At 62.9% G+C, this 19184-nt stretch carries 15 protein-coding genes and 2 tRNA genes; 6 read left to right on the top strand and 11 right to left on the bottom strand.

What is annotated here, in order from left to right:
• Nucleotides 1-10 precede the first annotated feature (10 nt).
• Together LB555_RS03965 and LB555_RS03960 are read right to left on the bottom strand one after the other, a co-directional pair.
• Nucleotides 11-715, bottom strand: a complete 705-nt coding sequence (locus tag LB555_RS03965; RefSeq protein ID WP_224682316.1) for a hypothetical protein — start codon at nucleotides 713-715, stop codon at nucleotides 11-13.
• A 170-nt stretch (nucleotides 716-885) separates the two neighbouring features.
• Nucleotides 886-962: transfer RNA gene (locus LB555_RS03960), tRNA-Asp, on the bottom strand.
• A 217-nt stretch (nucleotides 963-1179) separates the two neighbouring features.
• On the opposite strand from LB555_RS03960, the gene LB555_RS03955 reads away from it, so the two are divergent.
• A tRNA-Val gene (locus tag LB555_RS03955) sits at nucleotides 1180-1255 on the top strand.
• A 52-nt stretch (nucleotides 1256-1307) separates the two neighbouring features.
• Here the strand turns inward: LB555_RS03955 and LB555_RS03950 are convergent.
• From LB555_RS03950 to LB555_RS03925, 6 genes are all read right to left on the bottom strand, one after another.
• Nucleotides 1308-2078, bottom strand: a complete 771-nt coding sequence (locus LB555_RS03950; RefSeq protein ID WP_140617017.1) for an SDR family NAD(P)-dependent oxidoreductase — start codon at nucleotides 2076-2078, stop codon at nucleotides 1308-1310.
• Nucleotides 2079-2091: 13 nt separating this feature from the next.
• Nucleotides 2092-3087 (bottom strand): ABC transporter permease, encoded by a 996-nt coding sequence (locus tag LB555_RS03945; RefSeq protein WP_015318184.1) that lies wholly within the window; start codon nucleotides 3085-3087, stop codon nucleotides 2092-2094.
• 117 nt (nucleotides 3088-3204) lie between these two features.
• Complete coding sequence (locus LB555_RS03940) at nucleotides 3205-4245, bottom strand: sugar ABC transporter substrate-binding protein (RefSeq protein ID WP_224682315.1); 1041 nt, start codon at nucleotides 4243-4245, stop codon at nucleotides 3205-3207.
• A gap of 39 nt (nucleotides 4246-4284) precedes the next feature.
• Nucleotides 4285-5049, bottom strand: coding sequence for an ATP-binding cassette domain-containing protein (locus tag LB555_RS03935; protein ID WP_135864119.1), 765 nt, complete (start codon nucleotides 5047-5049; stop codon nucleotides 4285-4287).
• Nucleotides 5046-6212: an ROK family transcriptional regulator gene (locus LB555_RS03930; RefSeq protein WP_224682314.1), complete on the bottom strand. Its 1167-nt coding sequence runs from the start codon at nucleotides 6210-6212 to the stop codon at nucleotides 5046-5048. Before LB555_RS03930 ends, LB555_RS03935 begins: the two co-directional genes overlap by 4 nt.
• Nucleotides 6213-6406: 194 nt before the next feature.
• Entirely contained in the window at nucleotides 6407-7711 is a 1305-nt protein-coding gene (locus LB555_RS03925; protein WP_224531439.1) for a M23 family metallopeptidase, read from the bottom strand.
• 301 nt (nucleotides 7712-8012) lie between these two features.
• On the opposite strand from LB555_RS03925, the gene LB555_RS03920 reads away from it, so the two are divergent.
• Nucleotides 8013-9014, top strand: a complete 1002-nt coding sequence (locus LB555_RS03920) for a sterol desaturase family protein (RefSeq protein ID WP_224682313.1) — start codon at nucleotides 8013-8015, stop codon at nucleotides 9012-9014.
• A complete protein-coding gene (locus tag LB555_RS03915) occupies nucleotides 9011-10150 on the top strand; it encodes a GNAT family N-acetyltransferase (RefSeq protein WP_015318178.1) in 1140 nt (379 codons plus the stop codon). Before LB555_RS03920 ends, LB555_RS03915 begins: the two co-directional genes overlap by 4 nt.
• A gap of 39 nt (nucleotides 10151-10189) precedes the next feature.
• On the opposite strand, the gene LB555_RS03910 is transcribed toward LB555_RS03915, so the two are convergent.
• On the bottom strand, nucleotides 10190-10657 hold the full coding sequence (locus LB555_RS03910; RefSeq protein ID WP_015318177.1) for a peroxiredoxin: 468 nt from the start codon (nucleotides 10655-10657) through the stop codon (nucleotides 10190-10192).
• A gap of 95 nt (nucleotides 10658-10752) precedes the next feature.
• On the opposite strand from LB555_RS03910, the gene LB555_RS03905 reads away from it, so the two are divergent.
• Nucleotides 10753-14133, top strand: coding sequence for a DUF3971 domain-containing protein (locus LB555_RS03905; RefSeq protein ID WP_224682312.1), 3381 nt, complete (start codon nucleotides 10753-10755; stop codon nucleotides 14131-14133).
• 76 nt (nucleotides 14134-14209) lie between these two features.
• On the opposite strand, the gene tyrS is transcribed toward LB555_RS03905, so the two are convergent.
• Nucleotides 14210-15463, bottom strand: coding sequence for a tyrosine--tRNA ligase (tyrS, locus tag LB555_RS03900; protein WP_224682311.1), 1254 nt, complete (start codon nucleotides 15461-15463; stop codon nucleotides 14210-14212).
• Nucleotides 15464-15692: 229 nt separating this feature from the next.
• On the opposite strand from tyrS, the gene LB555_RS03895 reads away from it, so the two are divergent.
• Both LB555_RS03895 and LB555_RS03890 read left to right on the top strand, forming a co-directional pair.
• Complete coding sequence (locus LB555_RS03895) at nucleotides 15693-17336, top strand: ArnT family glycosyltransferase (RefSeq protein ID WP_015318174.1); 1644 nt, start codon at nucleotides 15693-15695, stop codon at nucleotides 17334-17336.
• A gap of 31 nt (nucleotides 17337-17367) precedes the next feature.
• The gene (locus LB555_RS03890) at nucleotides 17368-18189 is read left to right on the top strand and encodes a phosphatase PAP2 family protein (RefSeq protein ID WP_224531434.1); all 822 of its coding nucleotides are present in this window, start codon (nucleotides 17368-17370) and stop codon (nucleotides 18187-18189) included.
• Between the two features lie 93 nt (nucleotides 18190-18282).
• Here the strand turns inward: LB555_RS03890 and LB555_RS03885 are convergent, their stop codons facing one another.
• Nucleotides 18283-18957, bottom strand: a complete 675-nt coding sequence (locus LB555_RS03885; protein WP_015318172.1) for an alpha/beta hydrolase — start codon at nucleotides 18955-18957, stop codon at nucleotides 18283-18285.
• Nucleotides 18958-19184 lie beyond the last annotated feature (227 nt).

Genomic DNA, 19184 nt, shown 5'->3' with positions numbered 1-19184 from the left:
GGGCTTTCATCTATTGCTCTGCAGAAGGCAACTGCAGTTTCGGAAAAAAGCCGTACTTAGCAGCGCCATAAGATGTCACATGGTCGCATAGCGCGAGGTTGGCTTTGAGATCATCTTCGGCGAAATCTCGCAATTGCTGGAGTAGGTCCTTCAGTTCGAATACCCGAGTCTTCACCAGGGCTTGTTGATCTTGTGGTACTTCTGTTGTGCCAGCGCCGGTCTCCATATCCAGCACCGTGTACGGCGCCAGCAAGTCACCTAACTTTGCTCGCCGAGCGCTGTAATCGATCAGCGTTGTTTCGAGCACCTCGTAGCGCAATGCAGCAAGAGTGATCGAGTCGACGAACGGATTGCCGGAAGGGTCCAGGAACGGGGCTAAATCTTCGGCATTGATTTTCACGTCGGCCTTAGATCCCACGTGGGGCCTCAGAACCTGCCAAAGTTCGAGCCCTTGAGCCTGTGCGTCTGTAACCCCCTTGCGAATCACTTGCGCCACAGTGAACGTCCCGTTGGTGATCTGCTGCACCTTTAGCGTTGTACGAACTGCGGCCGCTTTTTCAGCTGCATTTCGCTGCTCACCGTCACGCCTGCGGGATTCATGCGCAGCCTGCCGTGCTAGAAGCCATGAAATTGCCCCGCCGACGACTGCGCCTAGAACTGCGCCGCCGAAACCGGAAATTAGTGCCACCCATTCCGATGCTGCCAGTTGGCCCATTAGCGTACCCCTCCCAAGTCCCACACCGATCCTACCGCTGAACACAGGAAACCACCAAACAATGGTGGGCTTTCCACTCCCGCAGCTTACATGGTGCCTATACGAGGATTTTAGCTGACCTGACCGAAGCCTACTTAGCGCGAAAACCATTTAACTATCAAATAGTTAAATGGCGCGAGTGACGGGGCTCGAACCCGCGACCTCCGGCGTGACAGGCCGGCACTCTAACCAACTGAGCTACACCCGCGCATTGACGAGCACGTGTCAGCCGTGTTCGTCGTTGGGGCGCTGGATAAGGGGTTCGCTACCGGGTGTCAAGCGCACCAAACCATCATAACGCCAAACAGGAGAAGGTTTTTTGACAGCCGGCATTTTGTTCGCAAATCCGGCCTGCGAACAGGGCATCCCGCACTCATTTGGCCTTGCGAAGCAGGTCCCGACCGCTTAAAGGTCCGGCCCGGAGCGGGCGATTAGCTCAGTTGGTAGAGCGCTTCGTTTACACCGAAGATGTCGGCGGTTCGAGCCCGTCATCGCCCACCATTCAAACTCACATTTCAAGTCAGCTGAGAGCCGGCCGCTGCGCGTCGCGGTATCACGGCGGCACCATACGGAAATCCTTGCCCTCGGGCAGCAACTGTCCGCCATCGACGACAATGGTCGTGCCGGTGATGTAGCTGGCGTCGTCCGAGGCGAGGAACAGGAAGGCGTTGGCCACGTCGCGTGGGCTGCCGAGCCGGCCGAGCGGGATCGAATCTTCCATGTTCTTGATATAGGCGGCGCCGCGATGTTCCTGGATGGCTTCGGTGAGGATATTGCCGGGTTCGACGCCGTTGACGGTGATGCCGTAGCCGGAGAATTCCAGCGCTGCGGCGCGAATGAAGCCGTTGATGCCTGCTTTCGTCGCCGAATAGTGGCCATGGCCGGGGCTGGTGACATGCGGGCCGGTGATGGAGGAGGTGTAGAGCATGCGGCCAAAGCGCTGCGCCTTCATCGGCACCAGGGCTGCGCGGCTGGCGTTGAAGGTGCCGCGCAAATTGACCGCCATGACGCGGTCCCAGTCGTCGGCGCTGGTGTTCTCGATCAACTGCCAGGGATAGATGCCGGCATTCTGGACGATGATGTCGAGGCGGCCATGGTGTTTCAACGAAAGCGCCACGGCGGCCTCGGCGTCGCTCATTTGCGAGATGTCGGTGCGGATGAAGGGGACGCCAAGCTCATCCGCACTTGCCCGCCCGGCCTCGGTCTCGGAGTCGGCGAGCACCAGCCTTGCACCTTCCTCGGCGAAGCGCAGCGCGATGCCCTTGCCGATGCCGCGCGCGCCGCCGACGATCAGCGCCACCTTGCCTTCCAGTCGTCCTGTCATGCGAGCCGTCCTGTCACGCCAACCTTTGGCGAATGGTTTGCTTGAATGCATCGAGCAGCACGGCCGCCAGCACCAGCAGGCCATGGATGACCTGGGTGAAGTTGGCGGGCAGGCCCATCAGGTTGATCGCCGTGTTGATGGCCGAAAGCAGGAGCACGCCAGCGTACACGCCGGGCAAGGTGCCGACGCCGCCCTTCAGGCTGACGCCGCCGATAACCACGGCCGCGAAGGCGTTGAACAGAAGGCCGACGCCCAGATTGGCGGTGGCGCCCGAGGTGCGGATCGCCAGCAGCCAGCCGGCCAGCCCTGCGATGGCGCCGGCGAGCACGAAGGCGATGATCAGGTTGCGGTTCACCCGGATGCCGGCACGGAAGGTCGCGGTTTCATTGCCGCCGATCATCACCAGGTGCCTGCCGAACGGGGTCTTGGCCATGATCAGTGAGAACACGACGAAACAGGCCACCGCGATCCAGGCGGTAAGCGGCAGGCCAACCAGGCGCTGGATGCCGAACCAGCGGATGGCGGGTGCCAGATCCTGCGCCGAGCGGCCGCCCGAAATGACCAGCACCAGGCCGCGCACCCAGATGTAGGAGGCGAGCGTGATGATAAAGGCGCTCATCTTGACCTTGACCACGAGATAGCCGTTGAAGGCGCCGATGAGGCCGCCGACGGCCAGCGCCAACAGCAGCGAGACCGGAACCATCAGCCATTCCGGGTGCAACTGCACGCCGAGGCCGATGCCCGAGGAACAAAACAGGATGCCCACCGCCATGGCGCTGAGCGCGGCGACGGATTCGACCGACAGGTCCATGTGCCCGGCAATGATGACCAGCGCCAGGCCGATCGACATCACGCCGAGCACGCTCGACGCCTCGATGATGTTGGCGAAGATGCCGAGCTGGAAATAGTTCGGGATGAACAGCGAGAAGACGACCAGGACAAAAAGCAGCATGAACCAGACGAGGTTGTCGAGGACGAACTCCAGGGCGTGGCGTGTGCGAGGGTTCATGTGTCGATCCGGTTGGCGTGCGGGATCAAGGCCGCGGCAGGTTGCCTGCGTCTCGTTTCATGCGGGCAGGGGCAGGGCTCCGGGCCTGGTATGGCCCGGAGCGGTCCGGCCATCTGTCTATTCGACCGGCTTGACGGTATCCGTCGGCGGCTTCTGGTTGCCCCAGAAAGCCGGGTTGTCGACGTTTTCCTTGGTGATGGCGGCACCCGGGATCTTGATGTTGGGGCCCCAGCCTTCCTTGGTGAGGGTCGATTTCAGGCCAAGCACATCGTATTCGCCGGGCTTGATCTCTTCCTTCTTGACGACCTTGTCCATGAACATGGCGACGGCGGCGGCCTGTGCGTAAAGCGGCTGCTCGACTTCGACGTTGAGCCAGCCCTTGCGGATCAGGTCGAGGCCGACCGGTGCGCCGTTCGAGCTCATCAGCATGACGTCGCCCGGCTTCTTGCCGGCGGCCTCGAGCGAGGCGACGGCGGCGACCGACAGGTGTGCGGCATGGCTGAAGATCAGGTCGATGTCGGGGTTGGCCAGCATCTGGTCGGCAACGATGGTGCCGGCGTTGCTGGCCTCCCACTGCATGGCCGGCAGCGAGATGATCTTGACGTCTGGGAACGCCTTCATCTTCTCCTCGAAACCCTTCTGGATGTCGAGCGTGTAGGGATCGCCGGGATCGCCAAGCACCTGCAGGACCTTGCCCTTCACCGAGCCGTTCTTGGCTTTCAGAAGCTTTTCGGCCTGCTCGGCGGCGACGTAGCCGATCTCGACGGTGCCCGCGACCGACGTGAAGTCGGACGGTGTCGACGTGATCTGGCGGTCGAACTCGACCACCGGAATGCCGGCCGCGCGCGCTGCCTCGATCGATGGTTTCAGCGCATTGAAATCGACGGCGGCCAGGATGATCGCCGCCGGCTTCAGCGCGATGACGTCGTTCATCTGCGATTGCTGGGCGTCGGTCTTGTTGTCGGCGTTCAGCGTCTTCATCTCGTAGCCGGTCTGTTTCAGGAACAGCTCCAGCGCGCTCACCGAGCCGGTCTGGAATTCGTCGAGCAATGTCGGCACCATGTAGTAGACGATACCCTTGGACTGGGCGAATGCCGGCGTGAGCGTGGCAAAGGCCAGTGCCAGGATACCGAAGACAGCAAGAAGTATTCGCTTCATGTCGTTGGCTCCCTGTTAAGCCGGACCCCTCTTTGTCCCTCAGCCCGCCGGTCCGGCACCGGCAAGCGTCTCTCCGGTGATCATGTTGATCACCGCATCGGGACTTGTCTTGTTGCGTGCGACATCGCCCGCCACGACGCCTTGCCGGATCACCACGATCCGGTCGGCGACCTGAAAAGCCTGCTGCATGATATGGGTGATGATGACGACGCCGATGCCCTGGCTCGCCACCTGGCGGATCATGTCGAGACCGCGCCGGGTCTGCTCGACGCCAAGTGCGGCGAACGGCTCGTCGAGAAGCACCAGCTTGCCGCCCCAATGCACGAAGCGGTTCAGCTCGATGGCCTGCCGCTGGCCGCCCGAGAGATGCTCGACATTGGTGCGCAGTGAAGGAATGCGGGTCCCGGCGCTGGCCAGCGCCTTGCCGACGACGGCTTCCATGGCGCGCTCGTCGAGCACCGGAATGCCGAGAACCTTTCTGGTGATCTCGCGGCCCATGAAGAAATTGGCCACCACATCGACATTGGTGCACAGCGACAGGTCCTGGTAGACGGTCTCGATGCCCGCCGCCTTGGCTTCCGCCGGCGACCGGGCCAGGAATTCCTTGCCCTCGAACAGCATACGGCCGGAGGTCGGTTCGAGACCGCCCGCTATGATCTTGACCAGCGTCGACTTGCCGGCGCCGTTGTCGCCGAGCAGCGCCACCACTTCGCCCTTGCCGATGGAAAAGCTGATCCCCTTCAGCGCTTCGATCGCGCCGTAGTTCTTAGTCACGTTGTCGAGCACCAGCAGGGGTTCGCTCATGCGGCAATCTCCCTGGCCGAAAGTATGTCGCGGCCGCGCTCGCGTTCGGCGGCGAACATCTGGCCGAAGCGTGGCGACAACACCCCTGAAACGGCGAGCGCCGCCGCGCCGCGCAGCACGGAATGCTGGCCGCCGCTGGCGACGATGACGCGCGGCGTCTTGCGGTCCGCGCGGGCCGAAACCGAATTGTGCAGCGGTTCGGCCGCGTCCGCCAGGCGCTCGAGCAGTTCCGATGCCGCCAGGCCGCCGAGCACGACCGTCTCTGGATCGAAGAGGTTTTCGATGATGGCGATGGTGTTGCGGAAGATCGGGCCGACTTGCGCCACCCAATCGGCGTCGCTGCCGGCCCGGCGGCCCCGCGCCTCGAGCGAGAGGTAGCGCTCGAGGCAGCCTCGGTTGCCGCAGGGGCAAAGCTCGCCATCGGGGACCACGGGAATGTGGCCGATCTCGCCCGCATTGCCCCAGGCGCCGCGCAGAACGCTGCCGTCATGCATCATCGCGCCGCCAAGCCCGACGCCGAAATAGAGATAGTAATAGTCGGAATGGCGGGCTCCGATGCCATAGAGCCGCTCGCCCATCGCGGCGGCGGCCATGTCGCTCTCGAAGAATGCTGGCAATCCCGTCGCGGCGGTCAGCCGCTCACGCAGCGCCACATGCTTCCAGCCGGTCATCGTGGTCGGGCCGACAAAGCTCATGGAGTCCACGTCGAACGGGCCGGGAAGCGCCATGCCGACGCCGATGACGCGGCCGCCGGGCCGCTTGCCCGTGAGGTCGCGGACCATGGCGCCGATCTGGTCGAACGCGTGATCGGGCGTCGCGTTGGACGCTTCGCGGCGTGAACTCTCGATAACGTCGCCGCTGAGATTGATCAGCGCGGCGTCTATTCCAAGCGGCGTCAGGTGGATGCCGACGGCATAGCCGCCTTCCGGGTTGATGCGCAGCGTTGCCGGTGGCAGGCCACGTCCCTTCGGCTCTTCGCGCACGGACAGGATGTAGCCCTGTTCCTCCAGTTCGCGAACGATGGTCGACACGGTCTGCACGGTGAGCCCGACGTGCCTGGCGATGTCGCCGCGTGCAATCGGGCCATGACGGCGGATGGACTCAAGCACGATGCGCCGGTTGTATGGCCGCCCGAACTCCTGATTGGTCCCCCGCAATGCCATGCCTTGCGCCCCCACTTGACGTAAGGTTCGCATCAAACATTTATTCAGTCAAATGGAATTCAAAAATAATCCGGAACGCGGGAGGAGCCGCGATCCTATGGCGGTTTACGGGGTGCGGGATACCGCATGGCGAGGAGAGGTGTGCTCGACCGGGACCGACGGCTCCGGCTTCAGCAAGCGAGCGGCTGATCTTGCTAGAGATACTGGGCGACTTTCTTGCCGACGGTCAAGAAGCGCAGCGGATCGATCGCCTCGCCATTGTGACGCACTTCATAGTGCAGATGCGGGCCGGTCGAGCGCCCACTGCTGCCGGTCTTGCCGATGACGGCGCCGGCGTCCACTTTCTCGCCTACCGTCACGTCGATCTCGCTGAGATGTCCGTAGCGCGTGGCAAAGCCATTGCCATGGTCGATCTCGACCATGCGGCCATAGCCGCCATTCCAGCCGGCCTTGGTGACGATGCCGGGCGCGGTGACCTTGGCCGCCATGCCGATCGGCGCCCTGAAATCCATGCCCGAATGCAACGCGGCCGTGCCGAGAATGGGATCGGTGCGCACGCCGAACGGACTGGTGACGGAGTGGCCAGGGGCAGGGTTTGCAAGCGGCAACCGGCGCGCTTCCTTCTTGAGGTGATCGAGCGTATCCAGCGCCTCGTCCAGTTCCTTGACCTTGCTGTCGAAGATCATCGACGAGTCGAGCGGAATCAGCGGTCCGCCGACATCGCTTTCGTTCTTGCCGAAATCACTGTCGACCGGCAATCCGGCCGTCTGCAGCGCCTGCTGGATGGCATCGGCGCTTTTGTAGGCGTTGTCCGCGAGCGTGTTGATGCGGCTGAGCTGTTCATTCTCGATGGATTTCAGCGACTGGTTGATCGAGACGAACAGCCTGTCGGCGCGATCGGCGGCTGAGTCGCTGGGCAGCGGATCGGTGCGGGTCGACCACAAGGAGAAGGGCCTTGTGTCGGCGGTGCCGAGATCCGCGCCCAGGCTGGCAATCGCGTAATTCCGCGCTGGCTGGCTGATGCCGCCGGTCACCTCGGCGCGCTTGTCCGGCTTGGCGGCCGCGGCCGGATCTTCGGCGGGCACCGTTCCAACGTCACTTTCGGCGCGTTCGAGCAGTGGGCCGAGACGGCCATGCCGCTGGCTGAGCTGCGTCTGGCGCTCGAGCAATTCGCTGACTTTGGTCTCCATCAGTTGCTGGTCGAGCAACTGCCTGCTGGTGATGCGGTCGACCTGGGCGCGAAGCGCCGAAATGCGGTCCTCGTAGGCCTGCTGCATGCGCGCTTGGCGCGCCGTGGTGGCGCCGATCAGGTCGTCGCGCAGCACGAGATAGGATGTGGCCAGGAGGTAGCCGATGGCAATGGCGGCGAGTGCTGAACCGATGAATGCCGCCAGCCAGGGGCGGATCGTGAAGTGCCTGATCTCGTTGCCCCGGGCGATGATGATCGTGTGCGGTTCCTTGCGCCTGCCGAAGACTGCGGACTGACCGGTTGCGTTCACGGGACCAAGCTTTCGTTACGACACCACGACCGCCTGATTACACATTATTAGGGTTAACAAAGGCTTGCCGTATCGGCAGCGCGACGCCGAATGCACGCAATGCAGGCGAGAGGTTGCATGGAAATCGCCAGCTACGGCCGCTACGTCGCGAAATCGTTGGCGAGGAGCACCAATGTTCCGCCAGCAGCGGTCAGTCACGCGCTGAGCAAGCTCCAGGTTTCTTAACTGTATTCGATTGCATTTAATTGACTCTTTTCGAGTAAAGACCTGCTGGTATTTCGGATTCACCGTGGCGGTAGGAATGCTGGACGACCTGGTTGGCAAGATCCTCGACAAGATTTCGGGCACCAGTCTGCTGGCGACCGGGCTTTTGCTGCTGACGGCCCTTGTCAGCGCGCTCGTGGCTTATTGGCGCACGGTCGAGGAGAAGAGCTGGAAGGAATTTTTCGAGTTCGTCGTCCCCCATGAGGTCATCACCCATCCCTCCGCGAAGGCCGACCTGCTGTTCTGGATCACCAGGAAGGCCCTGATGCCTTTCCTGATGCTGCCCGCCGGAATTGTCTTCGTCACGGCGGTGGGCTACGGGACCAACTGGCTGTTTTCGACACTGTTCCAGTTTCAGCCGCCTCTGATCGAGGGGCCGGCAGGACCGGTGACGGTGCTGATCTTCACCATCAGCATGCTGCTCGCCTACGACTTTTCCTATTATCTCTATCACGTCGCCCAGCATCGCTACCCCCTGCTTTGGGAATTGCACAAGGTGCATCACTCGGCCGAGGTGCTGGTCGGGATCACCAAGGACCGGGTCCATCCGCTCGACGAGTTGCTGAACCGAGCCTGGGACGGGCTCATCGTGGGGCTGTGCTTCGGCATTTGGTCGCTGATTTCGCTGAACCTTGTCGAACTGACCGTCTTTGGCGTCAACGTCTATGTCATGCGGAACATCCTGATGATGGATTTCGTCAGGCACACGCATTTCAAGATCTCGTTTGGCCCGCTCAACAACTTGATCCTGTGTCCTCATTGGCACCAGCTGCATCACAGCGTCGATCCGCGCCACTACGACAAGAATTTCGGACTGCTCTTCTCGTTCTGGGACCGGCTCTTCGGAACATTGTGCGTGCCGAGGCCCGACGAGGACTTCAAGTTCGGACTGGTCGACCGCGATGTGCGCGACTACCAGTCGCTCGCCGGCCTTTATGTCATGCCGCTGAAGCGGATGTGGGGCCATGTTGCCAGGCGCATCCGGCCTGGAAAGCGACAGCCACGGACCGAGCGATCATCGGAAGGGACACGGCCATGAACGCTCCCGTCACGCTCTCCATCCCGCGGACACGCACCTTCGAAATCGTGACATCGGCGGTGCGCCTGGCCGAGATCGCACCGGCTTGGAGCGCGCTCTGGCAGCGGGCTGGCGGGCTTGTCTTCCAGCATCCCGACTGGATCGCGGCCTGGTGGCGCACCACCCCGCATCAGGAGCGGCGCGCCCTCAGGATTGGGCTTGCCTGGAACGGCGACCGGCTCGAGGGCGTGATAGCGCTCGCGACCTTCAGGCGCTCCGGCATCCGCATGCTCGAATGGGCGGCGAAGGATCACAGTGACTATGGCGACGCGCTGGTTGCACCCGACAGCGACCCGCAGGCGATCTCCCGCCTTTGGCAGCATGTCTTCGATCAGGGCGGCTTCGACCTGATCTACCTCAACCGTCTGCTGCCGGATGCCGGGGTTCATGCCCTGCTGCACCCGGCCCATGGCAAAGCGCTTCGGCCCAACCACCGCGGTGAAATCAGCTATCGTGTCACTGGTCCCTGGCAGAGTGGGGCGGAATGGTTCGAGACGTTGTCGAAAAAGGGCCGGCAGAACTATCGTCGCGGCCGCAAATTCATGGAAGAGAGCGGCGCATTGCGTTTCCGCCTCCTGGATGCGGATGACCCGCGCGAGCCGGTGCTCGAGCGGGTCGCGACGCTGAAGCGGCTCTGGCTCGTTCGGCATGGCCGCGCTTCGGATCTGTTCGATGAGGGCTCGCCGGTTCTCGCCGCGCTTATTTCCGTGCTGGCCGACCTCGGGCTGTTGCGCATTTTCGTGCTGGAGCTTGACGACACGATCATCGCGGTCTCGATCAACTTCGAGCAGCACGGCACGATGATGGCTTTCGTCACCACCTACGATCCCGAACACGAGCGCGCCTCGCCGGGTATGGTGCTGATGATGGACTATATCCAGTGGTCGCTCGACCGTGGCCTTGCCACGATTGATTTTCTCTGCGGCGGCGAGGATTTCAAGCGCCGCTTCGCCACGCAATCAGTCGCGCTGTCGTCGATGATGGGTGCGCGCGGCTTGCGCGGTCATCTCGCCGCACTGGCCGATCATGTGGACCATGTTTCGAAGTCCTGGAAGACCCGGCGGCAGCCGAAAGCCGACGCGGTGCCTGACGAATAGCGCCACGATCGTCGTTTGCGTCGTGTGCTTTGGCGACGCTCAAAGCGCGCGAACGGCTTCCAGAACGGCCTCGGCATGGCCCTTGACCCGGACCTTGCGCCAGATCTTGGCGATCCGTCCGTCACGGCCGATCAAGAATGTCGCGCGCTCGACGCCCATGTATTTGCGGCCATACATCGATTTCTCGACCCACAGGCGGTAGGCCTCGATCACCTTGCGCTCCTCGTCGGCGGCAAGATCGATGGTTAGATCGTATTTCGATTTGAACTTGTCGTGTTTCTTGGCGCTGTCGGGCGACAGGCCGATGACGACAGCGCCGGCCTTCTCAAATTCCGGCTTCAGCCGCGAGAAGCTGATCGCCTCTTGCGTGCAGCTTGTCGTGTCATCCTGAGGATAGAAATAGAGCACGACTGGCTTGCCGGCGGATGCGGCCAGGCTGAGCGATCCGCCGCCGTCCCGCGGCAGATCGAATTGCGGCGCGGGATCGCCTACTTCGAGGTCAGCCATATCGATGCCCTTGTTTGAGGTTACGCGCGAAGCCACACCGATATAGTGTCGACCGGGGATTCGTCCACGAGCGAGTTTGTACAACGGAAGATTGCGTGGATCAGGAGCAACCGCAGCACGAGAAGATCCGGTTCAGGCGGGACGAAATCACCGACCTGGGGGCCCTGCCGTCCGCGTGCCGCGTCCCGCCTCTTGGCCAGGCGGCGATCGGCCGCGGCTTTCGCATCCTTTCGCGAGTGTTTGCCGGCGTGGTCGCGTTCATGCTGCTGGCCGCGACGGCGGTCTATCTCATCGGCCTTTCCGGCATTGGTTCTGACCGGCTGCGCGTCGAGGCGGAGAGCGCCATCGAGAGGCTGGCGGGCGTCGACGTCAATGTCGCTGTCGGGCCCGCCCGCATCACGCTCGACAGTTCGAGCTTCGTGGCGCTGCAGGTGAGCGATGTCAGCCTGAAGACATCGGACGGCAAACCCATGGCCGATGCCGGGCGTGTGCGCTTCGGCATCCGCCTGGTGCCGCTTTTGTGGGGCGAGGTGCGGCTGACCAGCGCCAGGATCTCCGATGCTCGCATCGTCATGGCGGCGATGCCGTCCGGCGGCGACTGGACGGCGGCACTGCGCAACGAGAACGGCCTCGTCGATCCGGAGAAGCTGTCGGACGCGGTGTTCGGCTACATCCATCGTGCGCTCGACGCCGTGCGGGAAGATTCGATGCGCCGGATCGATCTCAGCAATGTCGAGTTCGTGTTGCCCGACGCTGGATCGATCAAGCTGGTCAAGATCGCCGACGCCACCGTGGTTCAGTCGGGGCCGGGCGGCATGGAGTTCACCTCCGACGCGGACGTCGACGGCAGGACAGTCACCGTTGTAGCTTCCGCCACCCGTAACATCGCGGCGCATCGGGTGACGGCGTTGGATGCCAGCATCAATCTGGCGGATGCCGGCGCCACCGCTGCCGGTTCCGGCAAGCTTGGTGCCGTCGCGCTGAAGTTGACAGGATCGGAGGGGTCAGGTGCCACCGCATCACGCTTGACCGCCGCCCTTTCGTCCACCGGGTCCGTGCTGGATCTTGGCACACGCGGGCTGCTGCCGGCGGATGCCGATGTCAATGCGACGCTTGTCTATGGCTCCAACAAGATCCAGGTGGACAGGCTGCTCTTGAAAACCGGCAGGTCTTCATTCGATTTCGGCGGCTCGATCGGGCCAAAACCAGCAACCGGGGTGGCTGGTGAGGAACCCTCCTACCGTTACGATCTGACCAGCGACGGTTCGACCCTGGCGCCATCGGAATCGCCTGAGCCCGCGCTGATGTTCCTGGCGCGCATCGCCGGCGTCTACCAGCCGCAAAGCCATAAACTGGTGGCCGAGCAGATCGCGGTTCGGTCCGCCGGGAGCAGCGAGGTGCTTGGGACCGCGGCTGTGGAATTCGTCGAGGGCAAGGCTCCCGGGGTCAATCTGGCGCTCAACATCCATGACATGCCGGTCTCGCACGTCAAACAGCTGTGGCCGTGGTTTTCGGCGCGCAATGCGCGGCTCTGGGTGCTGAACAATCTGTTCGGCGGCCGCGTGGTCGACGCCAGCCTCCAGTTCCAGGTGGTGCCGGATCGCCTCGGCAATGGCGTGCCGCTTTCCGCCGACGAGGTCTTCGGCCGTTTCCAGATCGAAGGCGCGCGTTTCGACACTGCCGGCCGCATCCCACCGATCCGCGACGCGGTGGGCGTGGTCGGATTCCACGGCAACGACGTCGACGTTTCCTTGTCGTCGGGCACCGTCTTCATGCCGAGTGGCCGCACGGTGGCGGCCAGCAACGGCACGCTGACGGTCAAGGCCGCCAACCGTCCGCCGGTCATCGGCGCACTCGACATCGATGTCGAGGGGGAGGCGCCGGCCGTCGCCGAGCTTGCCTCCTACGAACCGATCAACGCCATGCGCCATGTCGGCATCCTGCCTGAGGATCTTTCCGGCAGCGTCACCGGCCACGTCAAGGCGGACATTCCGCTGCAGTCGGGCGTCGATACGGCGAAGCTCGATTGGCTGGTGTCGCTCGACTACACCGGCCTGTCCCTGGCCAAGCCGTTCGAGGGGCAGGCCGTGACGGACGCGGACGGCTCGATCACGGTCGACCCGCAAAAGGCTGTCATTTCGGCCAAGGCATCGCTGAACGGCATTCCGGCCGAACTCGATCTCGTCGAGCCGTTGACGGATGACGGGCCGGCGCGCAGTCGCAAAGTCGCCCTTGTGCTCGACGACAAGATCCGCGCCGCCGCCATGCCCGGCCTGACGCCGCTGCTTGGTGGAACGGTGAAGGTCGCGATCGACAAGAGCGGCAGCGGCAACCAGAACGTTTCGGTCGACCTGACCAATGCCAGGCTGGACATTCCCTGGGCCGGCTGGAGCAAGGGGGCGGGGGTTCCCGCCAGCGCCACCTTCGTCATGACCAAGGCCGGCGACACCACGACGCTGTCCGACTTCGACCTCGGTGGCAAGACATTCTCCATCGATGGCGGCATCGTGCTGGTCAACGGCGCGCTGTCGTCGGCCAAGTTCAGCAGGGTCACCCTGAACCGGGGCGATGATGTTTCCGTGTCGGTGAAGCGATCGGGCAAGGGCTATGCGGTCGGCATCAATGGCAATGCGCTTGATGCTCGTTCGTTGATCAAGCAGTTCACGTCCGATGTGGACACCGCGACCAAAACGACAGGAACAGACAATATTTCAGTCAGTGCGGACGTCAATCAGCTCACCGGTTTCCACGACGAGCAACTCTCCAACCTGAAGCTCGACTACAGTGCGGCCGGTTCGCGGGTGAACGGACTGAAGGTCAGCGCGACGGCGAGTTCGGGTGCCGCCATCGCCATCAGCAACACCACCGGCGACGGCAGGCGTTCGCTCAATGTGCAGTCGGCGGACGCCGGCGCCATCCTGCGGTTCCTCAACATCTATGAGCACATGGAAGGCGGATCGATCACGCTGGCGCTGACCGGGGCCAACGACGGGCCGATGAAGGGCAAGGTCGACACCAGCAACTTCTTCATCGTCAACGAACCCAAGCTCGCCTCCATCGTCTCGACCACGCCGGCCGGCGACAGCCGCAGCCTCAACCAGGCGGTGAAGGGCAAGCTCGACACGTCGCGGGTGAAGTTCGAGCGCGGCTATGCCGAAATCGACAAGGGCAGCGGCTATCTCCGGCTGACCAATGGCGTGCTGCGCGGCCCGCGCATCGGCACGACCTTCCAGGGCATCCTCTACGACCAGAACAACAATATGGATATGACCGGCACCTTCATGCCGGCCTATGGCCTCAACCGCATCTTTGGCGAACTGCCCATCGTCGGCGCGCTTCTGGGCAACGGCCGCGACCGCGGCCTGATCGGCGTCACCTACCGCCTCAGGGGCAATGCCAACAAGCCGGTGCTCGACGTCAATCCGCTGTCGGTGATCGCGCCGGGGATATTCAGGTCGATCTTCGAGTACCGCTAGAGCGAAACGGTTTTCCGCCCGGAATTGCCTCAAGACACATAGTTGGAGCCGTTTCCGGGAAACGGCTCCAAGGGCCTTAGGCCGGCCTGACCAGGATGTGTTTTTTCCTGCCCAATGAAAGCTTTATGACGTTTTCCGGACTCAAATCCTGAAGCGTCACCAGTCGGCGGTCGTCGCTGACCGGCTGGTCGTTCAGGCGCACGGCGCCGCCCTGGATGTGCCGCCGTGCCTCGCCATTGGATGATGCCAGCCCGGCGCTGACCAATAGCGACAGGATGCCGACACCGGCTTCGAGCGCGGCCTTGTCCGCCTCGACGGTCGGCAAAGTGTCGGCGAGAGCGCCTTCCTCGAAAGTCTTTCGCGCCGTCTCGCTGGCCTGTTCGGCGGCAGCGCGGCCATGCAGATGGGCGGTAATCTCGGTCGCGAGAATCTTCTTTGCCTCGTTGATCTCGGAGCCGCCCAGCCGCTCGAGCCGTGCGACCTCGTCCAGCGGCAATGTGGTGTAGAGTTTCAGGAACCGGGCAACGTCGGCATCCTCGGTGTTGCGCCAGTACTGCCAGAACTCGTAAGGGCTCAGCATCTGCGGATCGAGCCAGACCGCCCCCGACGCCGACTTGCCCATCTTGGCGCCGGACGAGGTGGTGAGCAGCGGCGTGGTCAGCGCATAGAGTTGGGCATCTTCCATACGGCGGCCGAGATCGATGCCGTTGATGATGTTGCCCCATTGGTCGGAGCCGCCCATCTGCAGGCGGCAGCCGAGGCGCTTGTAGAGTTCGACGAAATCATAGGCCTGCAGGATCATGTAGTTGAATTCGAGGAACGAAAGCGATTGCTCGCGATCGAGCCGCAACTTGACGGAATCGAACGCAAGCATGCGGTTGACGGAAAAGTGCCGGCCGACATCGCGCAGGAAATTGACGTAGTTGATCTCCATCAGCCAGTCGGCATTGTTGACCATGACCGCGTCGTTCGGGCCACTGCCGAATTTGAGGTAGGGCATGAAGTTGCGGCGGATGCCGGCAAGATTGTCGTCGATGTCTTGCGGCGTCAGCAGCTTGCGCGCCTCGTCCTTGAAGGAGGGGTCGCCGATCATCGAGGTACCGCCGCCCATCAGCGCGATCGGCCGATGGCCGGTCTGCTGCAGCCAGTGCAGCATCATGATCTGGATCAGCGAGCCGGCATGCAGGCTCCTGGCTGTGGCGTCGAAGCCGATATAGGCCGTCACCGTCTCCTTGGCGAAGAGTTGATCGAGACCGGCATCATCCGAGGTCTGGTGGATGAAACCGCGCTCGCTCATCGTGCGCAGGAAATCGGATTTGAAGGCAGGCATGGTTTTTTCCCGAAAGCGTGTGCCCGTCCAGCGCGGGCATATGTGAACGCGCGCGTTTAGCACCCAAGCGCGATCAGCAAAAGTGGAATCCGGTTTTGCGGCCGGCGCGGATGGCATTTGCGAATCCTTGCCTCATCCATGCCGCTGGCGTAATGAGGCGCCGCGCAAGGGCAGCGCCCGCACGCCGCGACGGGGTCGTCCCGCAGATCAGATCCGGAAAGCTCCCGCGATGAACAGAAACTACCTCTTCCTCTTTCTGTTCAGCTTGGTGATGAGTTTCAGCGGCTTGGCGAGCCTTCCGCCGATCGACCGCGACGAGTCCCGCTTTGTCCAGGCGACCAAGCAGATGGTCGAAACCGGCGACTATATCGACATCCGCTTCCAGGATGTCTCGCGCTACAAGAAGCCGATCGGCATCTACTGGCTGCAATCGGCTGCCGTCGCATTGAGCGGCGAGGGCGCGGCCGCACCGATCTGGGTGTACCGCCTTGTCTCGATGCTCGGAATCGCGCTCGCTGTCCTGGGCATCGGCTGGACGGGCACAAAATTGTTCGGCGCCAATGCCGGCCTTGCCGCCGGCCTGATGATGGCGGCGATCTTCGCAACCGCGTTCGAGGGACGCGACGCCAAAACCGACGCCATGCTTCTGGCCTGTTGCGTGGCCGCGCAGGGCGCGCTGGCGCAAGTCTACCTGGCGTCGCGCCGCAACGAGCCGGTGGCCGGCCATCTGCCGTGGATATTCTGGTTCGCGCAAGGCGTCGGGATCCTCATCAAGGGGCCCGTGGCCCCGCTTCTGTCACTGCTGACGGCGGCCGCGCTGTTTGCTTTCGAACGCGACTGGCGCTGGCTTTTGAAGCTGAAGCTCGTGCGCGGCGTCGCGCTCGTTTTGCTCATCGTGCTGCCCTGGGTCGCTTTTATCGGCTGGAAGAGCGGCGGCGCCTTTTTTCAGGAAGCCGTCGGCAAGGATATGCTGAACAAGGTCGCGTCGGGAGAGGAATCGCACGGCCTGCCGCCTGGCTTCTACATGCTAACCTATTCGCTGTTCATGTGGCCGTTCGGCCTGATCGCGGTCGGCGCCGGCCTGCAGGCCCTCAATCGTGTGCGCGACGATTTCAGGCTGCGCTTTTGCCTGGCATGGTACATTCCGTTCTGGCTGGTGTTCGAACTCATCCCGACCAAACTGCCGCATTACGTCCTGCCGGCCTATCCCGGCATGGCGCTGCTGATCGGCTGGCTGCTGACGTTGTCGCCGCAGGACGCCAATGCGCCGCTCAAGCGCTGGCAGCAGTGGTTGTGGTGGTCGACCGCGTTCGGTCTGGTGGTGGTCAGCCTCGGGCTGGCCGCGGTTTGTATCGGGGCACCGATCTACCTTACGCACAGTTTCTCCTGGTGGAGCATTCCTGCGGCAGCGTCAGCGCTGGGCGCCGGTTATCTCGCATTTTCCAGGCAGTTGCAGGTGCCGCTGCCTCGCATTGGAGCCACCGCCGCCTGCGCGGGCATCACCTATGCCTTGCTGTTCGGGGTCATCGCGCCGTCGCTGAAGCCGATGTGGCTGAGCCCGGCGATCAGGCAAGCCGTGCTTGCCAACCAGGCATGCGACACAACGGTGCTGGCCTCGGCGCGGTATCAGGAGCCGAGCCTGGTGTTTCTGGTCGGCACGAAAACGGTGCTGACCGATGTCGGAGGCGTGGCGGAGCACCTGCTCGCCGATCCTGCCTGTGCCTTGGGGCTGGCCCCGATCGGGGATGAGCAGAAGCTGAATGGCATGCTGTCGGTGCGAGGCAAATCGGTGAACCGCGTCGCTGAAATCGATGGCCTCAACTATTCGTCGGGAGACAAACTGTCGCTCGGCCTTTATCGTGTGGCCCAATGACGGCTGGGTCGATGACAGAGTCCAGTTTCCAATGCTCGTGAAATCACGCCCACCAGTTACCAGCTCCCTCCTCGGGATAGGACGCCGGTCCCTCGACAATTTTCGCGACACCCTGCGGATCGCAAGGCGGCGCCTCGCCGTTCGGCCCGCTCGCTATCCCAACATCTCATGGTGGGCGTGGGGACTGGTCTGGGTCTTTCTGACGGCAGCCGCCTTTGTTCGTCTCGATACGCCGGCGGGGGTAGCCCATGGCCAATGGTCGGCGGGTGCCGCCAGGCTTGCCGAATTCTTCACACAGTTCGGACTGGGCGGCTGGTATCTCATCCCGTCCGCGCTTCTGCTTGTCGCGGCCAATCTGACGGATTGGCGAAGCCTTTCGCGGCGCGCGCTGATGCTGGTCTACAGTTGGACTTGTCTGGCTTTTCTGGTGCTGAGCGCCGTTGGCCTGTCGGGCCTGACCGTCAATGTCTTGAAATATGCCATTGGCAGGGCGCGCCCGCTCTACTTCCAGGATTTTGGCGTCCTTGCACTCCACCCCTTTGCCTTCGATGCGCGCTTTGCCGGCTTTCCGTCCGGCCACGCCACGACGATGGGCGCCGTGTTCGGTATCCTGCTGCTTTTGTTTCCGCGGCGTTGGTATATCGCCCTTGTGGTCACCGGCTGCATCGCCTCGACCAGGATATTCGTCGGCGCGCACTATCCGAGCGACACCGTCGCCGGCTTCGGCCTCGGCTGTGCCTTCGCGGTGGCCTGCGGACTGGTCTTTGCCAGGCTCGGTTTCATCTTCCGGCCGGCAGCTTCAGGATTGCCGGTCCGCAAATCATCGTTCCGGCTTATTGCCCCAGAAAAATAAGTCGCTGCCGAACCGTATCGTGGCAAGCCAAATGGCGAGGAGCGGACATTGTCCGCCCGCTCATAGCCCCACGAACACGCCTGGCCAGATGTCTTAACGCAGCCGCTTCGGCCTCGGATCGGACAATTCTCCCGCCAGCCGTCGATCGAGATAATCGGAGCATTCCTCGATCAAGAGATCGGCGTCGTTGGCGAAAAAGTGGTTGGCGCCGGGCAGGGTCTTCTGCGTGATGGTGATGCCCTTCTGCGTATGCAGCTTGTCGACCAGGCCCTGCACATCCTTCGGCGGCGCCACCTTGTCGGCGTCGCCATGAATGATCAGGCCCGAAGACGGGCAGGGCGCCAGGAAGGAAAAATCATAGGTGTTGGGCTGCGGTGCGATCGAGATGAAGCCCTCGATCTCGGGCCGGCGCATCAGCAGCTGCATGCCGATCCACGAACCGAAGGAATAGCCGGCGACCCAGCAGCTCTTGGAATCCGGATGCAGCGACTGCACCCAGTCGAGTGCCGCCGCCGCGTCCGACAACTCGCCGGTTCCATGGTCGAACTCGCCCTGGCTGCGGCCGATGCCGCGAAAATTGAAGCGCAGCGTGGTGAAATCACGCTTCTGGAACATGTAGAAGAGGTCGTAGACGATCTTGTTGTTCATCGTGCCGCCGAACTGCGGGTGCGGATGCAACACGATGGCAATCGGCGCGCTCTTTTCCCGCGAGGGCTGGTAGCGTCCCTCCAGGCGGCCGGCCGGACCGGTGAAAATGACCTCAGGCATGAAATACTCCACGTGACATACAAGTGCGCGGTGCCCGGAAAACTGTTCCTCTGGCCCCGCTTCCACAGACCTTGACGCAGGGCGAGCGTCTTCATAGAAGCTAGTTTAGAATTGTTCAAAACTGGGTGGCCGAAACGCAATCGCCCGGTCGCCCTCGCCGCAAGCCGCGTAAATAGGACGGCTTGCCTTGGAATTTCAAGGAAATAACGCCATACGTCGGCGGAATG

This window comes from Mesorhizobium sp. BR-1-1-10, from assembly GCF_020165595.1.
Taxonomy (GTDB): Bacteria; Pseudomonadota; Alphaproteobacteria; order Rhizobiales; family Rhizobiaceae; genus Mesorhizobium; species Mesorhizobium australicum.
Note: the sequence above shows the minus strand (reverse complement) of the source record. Positions and strands in the feature narration are given on the sequence as shown.